Below are 12,492 nucleotides of genomic sequence, written 5' to 3'. Positions count from 1 at the left end.
TCCCGGATATTCAGGGAAAATTAGCATAAACTGGTGAAGTAATTAGGACCGGAGAGGCCAGAAGGACGCTCTCTGAAGTGGGCCAACTGAAGGAAGCCTGTTGTGTTGAAACGAATTTTAGGCAAAGCCAGCGCGGCCCTCGCTTGCGCTGTGATCGCCGTCTCGCTCGCGGGTGTGTCATCCGCGGTTGCGCAGGATGAAAATCCGATCCGGGTAGAGCGCTATGTCCCCACGATCTGGGTCGATCCCGATGGATGCGAGCACTGGGTCATGGATGATGGCGCGGAAGGGTATATGACCACTCATATGACGCCGGATGGCAAACCCGTCTGTCGACGCGGCCGCCTCTGCGGCATGATGCCCACGGACCAGTTCTTTCCGACCAATCAGCATGGAATCAACGCGGCCGGGCGCAAGCGTCTTCAGGAGTGGTTTCAGAAGACCATGCCAGGCACGCGCGCGTTTGTGATTGCGGGGCATACCGACAGCCGGGCGTCGGATGAATACAACATGGCCCTGTCCCAGCGTCGGGCCGATGCGGTGGCGCGGGTTGCGCGCTCTGTCGGGGCGCGCATCGACGACGTGCGCGCCTATGGCGAGCGCAGCCCCCGGGTACCCAACCGGGGCGCTGCAAACATGGCACAGAATCGCCGTGTCGAAATCTACTGCATCAGCCGCTGAGGGGGCAAAATATGACAATTCTCAAGGGATTTTCCGCCCTGGCGCTTGCTCTTGCTGTCGCGGCCTGTGGTGATGTGTCCGACAAGACCCGCGACCAGAACATCTTTGACGGTGGCAATGGCGATCTGGCCGGCCTGAGCGCCGGCATCTGGGTCGATCCGCAGGGCTGTGAGCACTGGATTATCGACGATGGTGTCGAGGGGTACATGGATCCGCGCCTGACACCGGATGGCAAACCTGTGTGCAACAGCGAGCTGCCGCGCAACACCGCGAGCGGGCCGTTCAAGGCGGGATCGCAGTTCTCCGACGCGATTTGACGCGGCGCTGACGGATCGACCCGTCGCCTGCCCGACCATCGATGGTCGTTGACGCCAGCCGAACGGGGCTGGCGTTCCTGCGTCTGCGGGACTTCGGCGGAGCTTTGCCGGGAAATTGTTTCAGTTGCGTGAAATTGAGGCCGCCGATCCGGGCGAGCCCTTGCGCGCACAGGGCATTCGGGGGCAGACTGGCAGGGCAATACCAAAACAGGAGAGCCGTTTGGCCACCAGTGTTCTGCCCCCGTCCTCCGAGCACGCCCAGCCACCCGAAGTGCTGCTGGAATTTCCTGACAACCGACTACTGATCGAGCTGTGCGGCGAATTTGACCGCAACCTCGCCGAGATCGAGCAACGCATGGGCGTGCAGATTGTGCGACGTGGCAATCAGTTGCTTGTGCATGGCGATGCGGAACTGCGCCAGCAGGCCGGTGAGCTGTTGCAGGTCCTATATGAGCGTCTTGAAAGCGGCCGCCCGGTGGAGCGTGAAGATATCGACCGGGAAATCCGTCTGGATCGCTCGGACGAAGACAGCGACGCAGGCCCTGACAGCCAGCTTGAAATGTTCTCGGGCGGCAAGGTCGAGATCAAGACCCGCAAAAAACTGGTGGAGCCGCGCACCGACGCGCAGAAGGTCTATGTAAAGAACCTCTTTGAACACGAGATGGCCTTTGGCATCGGGCCGGCAGGGACGGGCAAGACCTATCTCGCCGTGGCCGTTGGGGTCTCGATGTTCATTCAGGGGCATGTGGACAAGATTATCCTGTGTCGTCCGGCGGTTGAGGCGGGCGAACGTCTGGGCTTCCTGCCCGGTACCCAGGAGGAGAAAGTCGACCCCTACATGCAGCCGCTCTATGATGCGCTGAATGACTTCCTGCCGGGCAAGCAGCTGGCCAAGCTCAAGGAAGAAAAGACCATCGAGATCGCGCCGCTGGCCTTTATGCGTGGGCGCACGCTCTCCAATGCCTTTGTGGTGCTGGATGAGGCGCAGAACGCCACCACCATGCAGATGAAGATGTTCCTGACCCGTTTGGGTGAGGGGTCGCGCATGGTGATCACTGGTGACCGCTCTCAGGTCGACCTGCCGCGCGGGGTGCAATCGGGCTTGCAGGATGCCGAACGCCTGCTGACGCCGATCCCCAAGATCTCGTTCAATTATTTCACCGCCAAGGACGTGGTGCGTCACCCGCTGGTGGCGGCGATCATCGAGGCCTACGACAAGGACGAAATCTCCGGCTGAGTGCGCCTGTGCGCTGCGCCCCTGCCGCGGCCGGTGGTGGTTGCGGGCAAGGCAGATGCCTTCGGCGAGGATATTTAAGAGAAGTTGAAGGGCTCAGTCTGCAAGGTCGTATCGCATAAAAGCGCTCTCGGGGTGGGCTTTGTAGTTGCCGAACGGGGCGCAGTATTGGTAGCCGAGGCGCTCGTAGAGGGCGCGGGCCGCGTCGAAGGGCGGCAATTGGTCGGAGCCGGTTTCCAGCAGCAGCACTTGGGCGCCCGAGTGCGCGGCAACCTCATGAAGCCTCTGCATCAGGGCGCGGGCGAAGCCGCGTCCGCGGGCGGCGGAGGCAACATGCACGGATTTGACTTCCATTCGCCCCGCCCCGAGATCCTTCAGCGCGCCGCACCCTACGGCGACGTCACCGTCATAGGCGGCATAGAACCGGATGTCCGCCGCTTGCAGGCCCGCAAGATCCAGCGCGTGGCAGGCCTCCGGCGTGCTGGTATGTGATGTATGTGTCAGATGCGCCTCCAGCAGCGGCCGGATCGCGGGGCTGGCGGGATCTGCGGGGCGGATGTCGAAGCGGGCGGTCATCGGCGGGGGCTTTCTTGTGACGGGGTGCAGGGGGAAAGGTTCTTTTTTTCCCAGCCGCGTCAAGCTATGGCGGCAGTATGATATTGGATGTTGTGATCGAAGATGCCCGCTGGGATGCGGCGGCGCTGAATAAACAGGCAGAAGTCGCCGTGGCGGCCACGCTTGCGTATCTGGAGCTGCCGGCTGAGGACTGGGAAATCACTGTGCTGGGCTGTGACGATGCGCGGATTGCGGATCTCAATGCCGAATTTCGCGACAAGCCAAAGCCGACCAACGTGCTGAGCTGGCCTGCGCAGGAGCTTGCCGCCGCGGAGGAGGGCGGTCAGCCTGCGTCGCCGGAGGTGGATTTCATGGGCGACGCGGCCTTGGGCGACATCGCGATTTCCTATGAAACCTGCATGAAAGAAGCCGATCTGGCGCAAAAACCGCCCGAGGATCATATCCGCCATCTGCTTGTTCACGGAACCTTGCATCTTTTGGGGTATGATCACATTCGTGACGGCGACGCCACGGTTATGGAAAGATTGGAAGTCGGGATACTTGGCAAACTGGGTATCCCTGACCCATATATCATAGAGGACGGGCCGTAGGCGGCCTTTTTGGAATGGATCAATGGGCGATATAGAAGGCAGTTCTAACGCAGCGCATGGCGCGCTGCAGGATATTGAAGCGACGGAGCCGAAGCTGAATGGGGCGGAGACGCCCGGGTTCCTGAGCAAGATTTTGGGGAGTTTCTCCCAGACCGCTGAAGACGAGGCTCCCAAAAACGGGACCGAAGAAGTATTGGCGGACCCGCCACCGGGCATGATGAACCTGCGCCGTTTGCGGGTCGAGGACGTCGCCATTCCCACGGCGGAGATCGATGCCGTGCCGGTGACCATCTCGCGCGATGAACTGGTGCAGGTGTTCCGCGACACCGGGTTCACCCGCATCCCCGTCTATGAGGGCACGCTTGATACGCCCCTGGGGTTTGTTCACCTCAAGGATCTGGCACTGACCTACGGGTTTGATTGCGAGAACGACGATTTCCAGCTGGCGCGTATGGTACGCCCCTTGCTGTTTGTGCCCCCGTCGATGCCGATTGGTGTGTTGCTGACCAAGATGCAGGCAGAGCGCCGGCATATGGCGTTGGTGATCGACGAATACGGCGGTGTTGACGGGCTGCTGACGATCGAGGACCTGATCGAACAGGTCGTTGGCGAGATCGAGGATGAACACGACAGTGGCGAGGATCAGACCTGGGTGCAGGAAAAGCCCGGCTGCTATGTGGCGCAGGCCCGAACGCCGCTCGGTGAGTTCGAGGGCGAGATCGGCATTCCGTTGACGCAGCACGAGGATGTGGACGGCGAGGAGATCGATACGCTTGGGGGGCTGGTGTTCATGCTTTCTGGCCGGGTTCCGGCGCGTGGGGAGGTGATCCAGCATCCCGAAGGTCCCGAGTTCGAAGTGATCGACGCCGATCCGCGCCGGATCAAACGTTTGCGGGTGCGCTTGCCGGGCATCGCCGCCGAATGAAGCTGGCGCGTGCGGTGCGGCCTGTGGCAGCGCTGATGCCGGCCTTTGTTGCGGGCGCGATCCTCGCGCAGGGGTTAGCGCCTGTGGCGGCGGTTTGGGCGGCTCCATTGGCGTTGTTGGGCGTGGCGTTGCTGTATCTTCATGCCGGGGCCGCGCGTCGGTCCGGCTGGATCGGCTGGCTGTTCGGCTGTGGCTACTTCGGTTTTGGCCTGTCCTGGATCTTGGAGCCGTTTCAGGTTGATGCGGCCACCTACGGGTGGATGGCCCCGTTTGCGCTGGCGCTGCTGGCATCCGGGTTGTCACTGTTCTGGGCTGTGGCCTTTTGGGGGGCTGCACGGCTGGGGCGCGGAGACTGGCGGATGTTCACGCTGATCGGCTGCTGGAGCCTCGCCGAGTTGGCGCGCGCCTATGTGTTGACGGGGTTCCCGTGGGCCGGGATGGCGCAGCTTGCCATGCCGGGGGAGTTGGCTTTGCGAGCGGTGCCGTGGGTCGGGTCGCACGGGTTTGCGATCCTGTTGCTGCTGTGCGTGCTGCCCCTGGTGCTGGTCTTGCGCCGGCCAGTGGTCGCGCTTGCGCCGCCACTGGTCGTGATCTGCGCGGTGGCCTGGATGCCGGATGGCCGACAATTTGGTGGTCGCTTGCCCCTGACCGAGCAAACGGTCCGGCTTGTGCAGCCCAATGCACCGCAGTCCGAAAAATGGATGCCGGAGAAGCGCTGGACCTTTGTGCAGCGCATGCTGGAGTTCACGGCCGCCCCGGTGTCCAACGGGCTGGCGGCAGGGGGGCGGCCAGATCTGGTGATCTGGCCGGAGACGGCGATCCCCACCTTGCAGAATTACATCGCCGACCTGCGCCCGGCATTGGTCGAGGCCGCGGGAGGGGCGGAGCTGATCTATGGCATTCAGCGGCAGGAAAACGGTCGCTACATGAACTCTGCCGTGGTGATGAGTGCAGAGGGAGAGGCGCTCGACATCTATGACAAGATGCATCTGGTGCCCTTTGGGGAATACATGCCGCTCCCGGCGCTTTGGGAACGGTTCGGCGTCTTCGGCCTCGCCTCCCGCGTCCGCGGTGGCTATGCGCCCGGCACGCAACGCAGGCTTCTTGATACGACCGCCGGCCGGGCGCTGCCGTTGATCTGCTATGAGGCGGTTTTTGCGCAGGACGTGAACGCCGCGCCGGACCGCCCCGACTATCTTGTTCTGATCACCAATGATGCCTGGTTCGGGAGCTATTCCGGCCCCTATCAGCATCTCGTGCAGGCGCAACTGCGGGCGGCAGAGCAGGGATTGCCGATGGTGCGGGCGGCCAACACCGGGATTTCGGCCATCATCGGACCTTATGGCCAGATCCGCGACAGCCTGGCGCTTGACACCGCGGGATATCTCGACGCCCGCTTGCCTGCTGCCTTGCCGGCGACGGTCTACAGCCGCAGCGGCGATTGGCCGGCATTGGTCCTGGCCCTGCTGCTGACAGGTGTCGCAGCGCTGCCACGTCTGGGCATGAAACGCCGGCAAACACTTGCTTAATCTCTTCAAGCTATAGATTGACCAAGATCATGAACGCGCGTACTGCGTTCCGATTGCCGCCACAACGGCTTCCTGGCGTGGCGGTCTTACATTCAATGGAGCACATCTCTCATGAGCCGCACTACCTATACCTTCACCTCGGAATCCGTTTCCGAGGGTCACCCGGACAAAGTCTGTGACCGGATTTCCGATGCCGTTCTGGATGCGCTGATCGCCGAAGAACCCGAGGCGCGTGTCGCTGCCGAGACGTTCGCCACCACCAATCGCGTGGTGATCGGCGGCGAGGTCGGGCTGGCCGATCAGGCCAAGCTGAAGGACTATATGGGCAGGATCGACGAGATCGCGCGCGCCTGTATCAAGGATATCGGCTACGAGCAGGACAAGTTCCATCACGAGACTGTCGAGATCACGAACCTCCTGCACGAGCAGTCCGCTCATATCGCCCAGGGTGTCGATGCCTCTGGCGACAAGGACGAAGGTGCGGGTGATCAGGGGATCATGTTCGGGTTTGCAACCGATGAGACCGATGCGCTGATGCCGGCGCCGATCCAGTTCTCCCACGCGATCCTGCGCCGCCTCGCCGAGGTGCGCAAGAATGGCAGCGAGCCCGTGCTGGGCCCGGATGCGAAGTCTCAGATCTCGGTGCGCTATGAGAATGGCAAGCCTGTCGAAGTCTCCTCTTTGGTGCTGTCGACCCAGCATCTGGACGAGACCCTGACGTCGAACGACATTCGCGCCATCGTCGAGCCCTATATTCGCGAAACCCTGCCCGACGGGTGGCTGACCGACAACACCGTCTGGCACGTGAACCCGACCGGAAAATTCGTGATCGGTGGTCCGGATGGGGATGCCGGGCTGACCGGGCGCAAGATCATCGTCGACACCTATGGCGGCGCAGCTCCCCATGGCGGCGGTGCCTTCTCCGGCAAGGATCCGACCAAGGTGGACCGGTCCGCCGCCTATGCCGCGCGCTATCTGGCCAAGAACATCGTTGCCGCCGGGCTGGCACATAAGTGCACCTTGCAGCTGTCCTATGCGATCGGCGTCGCCGCGCCGCTGTCGATCTATGTGAACACGCATGACACCGGCGCCGTCCCAGATGAACGGATCGAGGCAGCTGTGCGTCAGTGCATGGACCTGACGCCGCGCGGCATCCGGACCCATCTGGAGCTGAACCGGCCGATCTACCAGCGTACCGCTGCCTATGGCCACTTTGGTCGCGCGCCCGAAGCGGATGGTGGGTTCTCCTGGGAACGCACCGACCTGACCGAGGCGCTGAAGGCGGCCGTCTGAAACGGTCGGGCAATTCAATCCAAGTGAAGGAGGGCGGGCTATCCCGCCCTTTTTTCTGCGCGCGGCGTTTGGTCCCCTGCCTGCGGTTGCTCGGTGCGTGCGGCTGAGGGGAGAAAAGGAACTGGCATGGCCGGGGGCGACGGCGTTATGCAGGGGGCGATAGGTTTCATCAGGGGTATTTCCAAAATGACCACCCGTTTCCGTCCGGCATCTGTCCTCAGCTTTCTGTGTCTTGTGGGGATGGCGCTCCCGGCAGTGGCGCTTGATCCTGGCGGGGAGCGCCTGCGTGTGGCAGGTGAGACGCTGATTTTTGACACCGAGGTGGGGGGCGAGGACCAGCCGGGAGAGATCGTGGTCGAGGACATCGACCGGGTCCGCGCCCTGTTGCAGGCGCACCCCGATGTCAGCATGTTGCGCCTGAATTCCAGCGGTGGCAGCATCTACGCCAGTTCCGAGATCGCCTGGATCATCGCCGACTACGGGCTTGATACGCAGGTGGACGGAGAATGCGTGAGCGCCTGCGTCGACATCTTTCTCGCCGGGGCGCGGCGGCAAATGACGCTGGGGTCCAAGATCGGCTTTCACCGCCGCTCCTGGTCACCCGGGGCCGTCGAGAGCTATTATGACGACCTGCGTCAGAGCCGGGGCTGGGATACCCCCTTTGTTTTTGGGTCCTGGATCTACGAAGATACCCAGCGTGAGATGTATGAGTATCTCCGCTACATGCTGAGGCGCGGGGTCGAGGCCGAGTTTGCCATCGAGACCTTGCAGGTGGATTCGGGAGATGAGTGGTATCCCTCGCGTCTGCGGTTGATCGCGGCAGGTGTCTTGCGCGAGGAGGCTCCGTGAGGAGCTGCGTTGCGCTGATTGCGCGGCAGAGCCAGCGCCTGCCTGCGGTGCTGGGGGGCAGGGTTCATGTATGAAACGCGCCGCACCCCGCCGATCTCGCGAGATCGGTTCCTGCGCCGGATGGGCTGGCATGTCGGGGCGGCGGCGGCCCTGGTCGTGGGGTCGATCACGGCGGGGGCATTGATCCTGATGCACCTGGAGCAGATCGCGCTCTCGGAGGCGCTGCTGCACGCCGCGACGCTGGTGAGCGGCCTGGGGCTTGTGCAGATGCCGGGTACCACGCAGGCGCAAGTGTTTGTCAGCCTGTTTGCGCTCTATAGCGGATTTGTCGCGCTGGCGGTGTCTGGGCTCATCGTGGCACCGGTCGCACACCGGTTGTTGCATTGGTTCCATTGGGAGGACGCGGCCGAGCAAGACAGGAGCGGCCCCGACGCCATGGCTGACGACTGAGGGCGGCACGATGGCGGGCGACTTGACGGCGGGCTTGCTCTGCGGCACAGGGAAGCGCGATGTTTCAGGTGGCTCTATTGCATCCGCGATACCCGCCATCACTCAGAGGACACCAGCCCCGATGTCAGACAAGGATGCCCCGGCCGGCGCGGCTGCTGCGCGTAGCGAAGATATGGATGCGGCGGACAAGCATGCCTCCGGTGCGCCCTGGCGTAACTTCTACGGGCGCTTCAAAGGCAAACAGTTGAAGCCAAACCAGGTGCGGGACCTCGACGAGATGCTGCCTGGGCTCAGCCCGGGAGCTGTCGGCTGGGACGAAAACCCGGATCGGGTGCCGCTGGATCTCGCGCGCCTGTTTGACGGGCGCGAGGTCTGGCTCGAAGTGGGGTTTGGCGGCGGCGAACATCTGGTGCACCAGGCCCAGTCCAACCCGGATGTCGGCATCATTGGCGCAGAGCCATATGTGAATGGGGTTGCGATGCTGCTGGGGAAGCTGCGCAAAGCGGGTTTGGACAATGTGCGCGTACACCCCGGCGACGCCCGGGATCTGATGGATGTGCTGCCGGAGCAGAGCCTGTCGCGGGCGTTTCTTCTGTATCCGGACCCTTGGCCCAAGGCGCGCCATCACCGTCGCCGTTTTGTAACGCCCGAGCACCTCGAACCGCTTGCTCGTGCGCTGAAGCCCGGCGCGCTGTTTCGCGTGGCAACGGACATCCCGGATTATGTGCGTCAGACCCTGGAGGAAGTGCCCAAGGCCGGATTTGAGTGGCTTGCGGACGGGCCGTCCGACTGGCGCCAGCCCTGGGCGGACTGGATCTCGACCCGCTACGAACAAAAGGCACTGCGCGAGGGGCGCACGCCGCATTACCTCACCTTCCGCCGCAAGGGGTAGCGGGTCCAACCGTGGCGCCCGGGCCCGGTTGCTGTTCCGGAGACGGGGGCGCTCCCGCCTGTCGCCCCTGCATATGAAATGCACGGGCTCCCGTTGGGCCCGGCAGGCCGCGCCGGAGGCGCGGCCTGCCCCACCGCGATTTGCGGAGCAAAGCGCAACACCTTGGACTTTGCGCCATGTGGTCAGGTGCTTGACGATGGACGACCGTTGCGTCTTGCGCTAACAGCCTTGCAACCGACTGCTCAGAAAGGAACTGCCATGTCCGGCCACGGTACGCCCATCCCGATGACCTCCCGCCGCGCCACTGCGCTCAAGGGCGAGGCCCATGTTCCGGGGGACAAGTCGATCTCGCATCGGGCCTTGATCCTCGGCGCGATGGCGGTGGGGGAAACCCGCGTTTCCGGTCTTCTGGAGGGCGAGGACGTTCTGGATACGGCCAAGGCGATGCAGGCGTTTGGCGCAGAGGTCATCAATCATGGCGGCGGCGAATGGTCCGTCTTTGGGGTCGGTGTCGGCGGCTTTGCCGAGCCGGAGAACGTGATCGATTGCGGCAACTCCGGCACCGGTGTGCGCTTGATTATGGGCGCGATGGCGACGTCCTCGATCACTGCAACCTTCACCGGGGATGCGTCGTTAAACAAGCGGCCGATGGCGCGCGTGACCGATCCGCTGGCCCTGTTTGGGGCGCAATCGGTGGGCCGCGAAGGCGGTCGCCTGCCGATGACCATCGTTGGCGCGGCGGAACCGATTCCGGTCCGCTACGAGGTGCCGGTGCCGTCGGCGCAGGTGAAATCTGCCGTTTTGCTCGCCGGTCTCAACGCCCCCGGCCAGACCGTTGTGATCGAACGCGAAGCCACCCGGGACCATTCGGAGCGGATGCTGGCAGGCTTTGGCGCAACGATTACCACCGAAACCACGGATGAGGGGCGGGTCATCACCCTCACCGGTCAGCCGGAACTGAAGCCGCAGGTGATCGCCGTCCCGCGCGATCCATCCTCTGCCGCCTTCCCGGTGTGCGCGGCGCTGATCACGCCCGGATCAGATGTGCTGGTTCCCGGCATCGGTTTGAACCCGACCCGGGCCGGCCTGTTCTACACGCTCCAGGACATGGGGGCCGACCTCAGCTTCGAGAACCCGCGCGAAGAGGGCGGCGAGCCGGTCGCCGATCTGCGCGCGCGATATTCTCCCGACATGAAGGGGATCGAGGTGCCACCCGAACGCGCCGCCTCCATGATCGACGAATATCCGGTGCTGTCGGTTGTCGCGGCCTTTGCCACAGGCACCACCATGATGGCAGGTGTCAAGGAACTGCGCGTCAAGGAGAGCGACCGCATCGACGCCATGGCCCGCGGCCTGCGTGCAAATGGTGTTTCCGTTGATGAAGGCGAAGACTGGTGGAGCGTGGAAGGGTGCGGCCCCGATGGCGTCAAGGGCGGCGCAACCGCAGAGAGCTTCCTGGATCACCGCATCGCCATGTCCTTCATGGTGATGGGGATGGGCGCGCAAAACCCGGTGTCCGTCGATGACGGCAGCCCCATTGCCACGTCCTTTCCGATTTTTGAACGGCTGATGGGAGAACTCGGGGCGAAGCTCAGCCGCGACAATCAATGATATACCACCTGTCGAGAAAATTCCCGGAGGAGGCCAGCGCCGCCTGCCGGGGGTGGCATCGCCAGCCCAAGTTGCTGTGAGGAGAAGGGTCTGATGAGTTTTACCGTTGCAATTGATGGCCCCGCAGCTGCGGGCAAGGGCACCATTTCGAAGGCGGTCGCGGCGCACTTCGGCTTTGGGCATCTCGACACCGGATTGCTGTACCGCGCGGTCGGCGCGCGGATGCTGGACGGGGCCGAGCCGGTTGCCGCCGCCGGGGCGCTGGAGGTGACGGACCTGGATCGCACGGATCTGCGCACCGCCGAGGTTGCCCAGGCCGCATCAAAGGTTGCGGTGATTGCCGGAGTGCGGGCGGCCTTGGTGGATTTTCAACGCGCTTTCGCCCGCCGCTCCGGCGGTGCCGTCATGGACGGGCGTGACATCGGCACGGTCATCTGCCCGGAGGCGGAGGTGAAGCTCTTTGTCACCGCCAGCGCCGAAGTGCGCGCCACGCGCCGGTTCCGGGAGTTGACCGGCAACGGCGGGATCATCACGCTTGAAGAGGTGCTGGCAGATGTCCGCGCGCGGGACGAGCGCGACATGCACCGGGCCGAAGCGCCGCTGAAACCAGCCGATGATGCGGTGACATTGGATACCAGCAGCCTCAGCATTGACGAGGCGGTGGGGCAGGCGATTGCTCTGGTGGAGGCCCGCCGGGGCGCCTGAGCCGGTCACCGCGCCTCATTGCTGCGTGTGCCGCCCCCTGCAGGGGCGCCTTTTCATTTCACCTAGAGACAGACGGGTTGAAACCGGATCGCATGGCACATAATTAAATCTCGACGTCGAGATAATAGATACTTGAACCGAACGGTTCAGTTGTTATGTGACCTGCCATACCGATCAAAAAGGACTGACCGATGTTTCTCGAAAAGCTCAGCTGGCGCTATGCAGCCAAGAAGATGGATCCCTCTAAAACGGTCCCGGAAGACCTGGTTGCGCAGATTGTCGAAGCAATCCGTATGGCGCCGACCTCCAGCGGCGTACAGCCGTTTGAGCTGTTTGTGATCCGCAACAAGGAGATCCGCGAGGCGATCCGCCCCGTGGCCTGGGATCAGGCGCAGATCACCGACGGGTCCCACCTCTTGGTCTTTGCCTCCTGGGACAACTACACCGAAGACCGGATTGATGCGGTGGTGGCGCAGATGGTGGAGGAACGCGGCGACTCGGAGTTGCTTCAGGCCTATTACAGCAACCTCAAGGACATGCTGCTGCCGCGCCCGGCAGAGCAGAACGCGGCGCATGCGGCGCATCAGGCCTATATCGCGCTGGGTTTTGCGCTGGCGGCAGCAGCCGAGCTGGGCGTCGACAGCACCCCGATGGAGGGCTTTGACCCCGAGCAGGTGGATGAGATCCTCGACCTGAAATCCAAGGGGCTGCGGTCCAAGGTTCTGTTGCCGCTCGGGTATCGCCAGGAAGAGGGCGACTGGCTGTTGCCAATGCCGAAGGTTCGCAAGGCCAAGTCGGCGCTGGTCACCGAGATCGATTGATCCGGAACCGAGGGGACAA

The 12,492-nt window shown here is 63.4% G+C and carries 14 protein-coding genes and 1 riboswitch; of the genes, 13 read left to right on the top strand and 1 reads right to left on the bottom strand.

The window, feature by feature from the left end; genetic code table 11:
* Positions 1-114 precede the first annotated feature (114 nt).
* The 3 genes from MHM88_RS03715 to MHM88_RS03705 all read left to right on the top strand — a co-directional run bounded on the left by MHM88_RS03715 (position 115) and on the right by MHM88_RS03705 (position 2,235).
* Positions 115-681 carry an OmpA family protein gene (locus MHM88_RS03715; protein ID WP_239319213.1) on the top strand — a complete coding sequence of 189 codons (567 nt, stop codon included), beginning with the start codon at positions 115-117 and terminating at the stop codon, positions 679-681.
* An 11-nt stretch (positions 682-692) separates the two neighbouring features.
* Positions 693-998 carry a hypothetical protein gene (locus MHM88_RS03710; RefSeq protein WP_239318934.1) on the top strand — a complete coding sequence of 102 codons (306 nt, stop codon included), beginning with the start codon at positions 693-695 and terminating at the stop codon, positions 996-998.
* Between the two features lie 220 nt (positions 999-1,218).
* Positions 1,219-2,235 carry a PhoH family protein gene (locus MHM88_RS03705; RefSeq protein WP_239360125.1) on the top strand — a complete coding sequence of 339 codons (1,017 nt, stop codon included), beginning with the start codon at positions 1,219-1,221 and terminating at the stop codon, positions 2,233-2,235.
* Positions 2,236-2,328: 93 nt separating this feature from the next.
* Here the strand turns inward: MHM88_RS03705 and MHM88_RS03700 are convergent, their stop codons facing one another.
* Positions 2,329-2,808, bottom strand: a complete 480-nt coding sequence (locus MHM88_RS03700) for a GNAT family N-acetyltransferase (RefSeq protein WP_239360124.1) — start codon at positions 2,806-2,808, stop codon at positions 2,329-2,331.
* A gap of 77 nt (positions 2,809-2,885) precedes the next feature.
* Here MHM88_RS03700 and ybeY point away from each other — a divergent pair, with 77 nt between their 5' ends.
* The 10 genes from ybeY (at position 2,886) to MHM88_RS03650 (ending at position 12,473) form a co-directional block, all read left to right on the top strand.
* Positions 2,886-3,398, top strand: a complete 513-nt coding sequence (ybeY, locus tag MHM88_RS03695) for an rRNA maturation RNase YbeY (RefSeq protein ID WP_239360123.1) — start codon at positions 2,886-2,888, stop codon at positions 3,396-3,398.
* A gap of 22 nt (positions 3,399-3,420) precedes the next feature.
* The gene (locus MHM88_RS03690) at positions 3,421-4,323 is read left to right on the top strand and encodes a hemolysin family protein (RefSeq protein ID WP_239318939.1); all 903 of its coding nucleotides are present in this window, start codon (positions 3,421-3,423) and stop codon (positions 4,321-4,323) included.
* Positions 4,320-5,852 carry an apolipoprotein N-acyltransferase gene (lnt, locus tag MHM88_RS03685; RefSeq protein WP_239360116.1) on the top strand — a complete coding sequence of 511 codons (1,533 nt, stop codon included), beginning with the start codon at positions 4,320-4,322 and terminating at the stop codon, positions 5,850-5,852. Before MHM88_RS03690 ends, lnt begins: the two co-directional genes overlap by 4 nt.
* 53 nt (positions 5,853-5,905) lie before the next feature.
* Positions 5,906-5,955, top strand: a riboswitch (SAM-SAH riboswitch).
* 8 nt (positions 5,956-5,963) lie between these two features.
* The gene (gene metK / locus MHM88_RS03680; protein WP_239360114.1) at positions 5,964-7,145 is read left to right on the top strand and encodes a methionine adenosyltransferase; all 1,182 of its coding nucleotides are present in this window, start codon (positions 5,964-5,966) and stop codon (positions 7,143-7,145) included.
* Between the two features lie 186 nt (positions 7,146-7,331).
* Positions 7,332-7,994 carry a hypothetical protein gene (locus MHM88_RS03675; RefSeq protein WP_239360105.1) on the top strand — a complete coding sequence of 221 codons (663 nt, stop codon included), beginning with the start codon at positions 7,332-7,334 and terminating at the stop codon, positions 7,992-7,994.
* Positions 7,995-8,060: 66 nt separating this feature from the next.
* Positions 8,061-8,444 carry a hypothetical protein gene (locus MHM88_RS03670; RefSeq protein ID WP_239360104.1) on the top strand — a complete coding sequence of 128 codons (384 nt, stop codon included), beginning with the start codon at positions 8,061-8,063 and terminating at the stop codon, positions 8,442-8,444.
* Between the two features lie 121 nt (positions 8,445-8,565).
* Positions 8,566-9,336 (top strand): tRNA (guanosine(46)-N7)-methyltransferase TrmB, encoded by a 771-nt coding sequence (gene trmB / locus MHM88_RS03665; protein WP_370687450.1) that lies wholly within the window; start codon positions 8,566-8,568, stop codon positions 9,334-9,336.
* Positions 9,337-9,594: 258 nt separating this feature from the next.
* The gene (gene aroA / locus MHM88_RS03660) at positions 9,595-10,947 is read left to right on the top strand and encodes a 3-phosphoshikimate 1-carboxyvinyltransferase (protein WP_239360102.1); all 1,353 of its coding nucleotides are present in this window, start codon (positions 9,595-9,597) and stop codon (positions 10,945-10,947) included.
* 93 nt (positions 10,948-11,040) lie between these two features.
* Positions 11,041-11,652: a (d)CMP kinase gene (gene cmk / locus MHM88_RS03655; RefSeq protein ID WP_239360100.1), complete on the top strand. Its 612-nt coding sequence runs from the start codon at positions 11,041-11,043 to the stop codon at positions 11,650-11,652.
* Between the two features lie 191 nt (positions 11,653-11,843).
* The gene (locus MHM88_RS03650; protein WP_239360091.1) at positions 11,844-12,473 is read left to right on the top strand and encodes a nitroreductase family protein; all 630 of its coding nucleotides are present in this window, start codon (positions 11,844-11,846) and stop codon (positions 12,471-12,473) included.
* Positions 12,474-12,492: the final 19 nt, after the last annotated feature.

The organism is Epibacterium sp. MM17-32 (assembly GCF_022348205.1).
Classification (GTDB): Bacteria; Pseudomonadota; Alphaproteobacteria; order Rhodobacterales; family Rhodobacteraceae; genus Epibacterium.
This window is presented reverse-complemented; position numbering and strand designations above follow the sequence as displayed.

Coding starts and splice junctions, on each gene's coding strand:
- MHM88_RS03710 (WP_239318934.1), top strand. CDS start 693: ATGACAATTCTCAAGGGATTTTCCGCCCTGGCGCTTGCTCTTGCTGTC.
- MHM88_RS03700 (WP_239360124.1), bottom strand. CDS start 2,808: ATGACCGCCCGCTTCGACATCCGCCCCGCAGATCCCGCCAGCCCCGCG.
- ybeY (WP_239360123.1), top strand. CDS start 2,886: ATGATATTGGATGTTGTGATCGAAGATGCCCGCTGGGATGCGGCGGCG.
- MHM88_RS03690 (WP_239318939.1), top strand. CDS start 3,421: ATGGGCGATATAGAAGGCAGTTCTAACGCAGCGCATGGCGCGCTGCAG.
- lnt (WP_239360116.1), top strand. CDS start 4,320: ATGAAGCTGGCGCGTGCGGTGCGGCCTGTGGCAGCGCTGATGCCGGCC.
- metK (WP_239360114.1), top strand. CDS start 5,964: ATGAGCCGCACTACCTATACCTTCACCTCGGAATCCGTTTCCGAGGGT.
- MHM88_RS03675 (WP_239360105.1), top strand. CDS start 7,332: ATGACCACCCGTTTCCGTCCGGCATCTGTCCTCAGCTTTCTGTGTCTT.
- MHM88_RS03670 (WP_239360104.1), top strand. CDS start 8,061: ATGTATGAAACGCGCCGCACCCCGCCGATCTCGCGAGATCGGTTCCTG.
- trmB (WP_370687450.1), top strand. CDS start 8,566: ATGTCAGACAAGGATGCCCCGGCCGGCGCGGCTGCTGCGCGTAGCGAA.
- aroA (WP_239360102.1), top strand. CDS start 9,595: ATGTCCGGCCACGGTACGCCCATCCCGATGACCTCCCGCCGCGCCACT.
- cmk (WP_239360100.1), top strand. CDS start 11,041: ATGAGTTTTACCGTTGCAATTGATGGCCCCGCAGCTGCGGGCAAGGGC.
- MHM88_RS03650 (WP_239360091.1), top strand. CDS start 11,844: ATGTTTCTCGAAAAGCTCAGCTGGCGCTATGCAGCCAAGAAGATGGAT.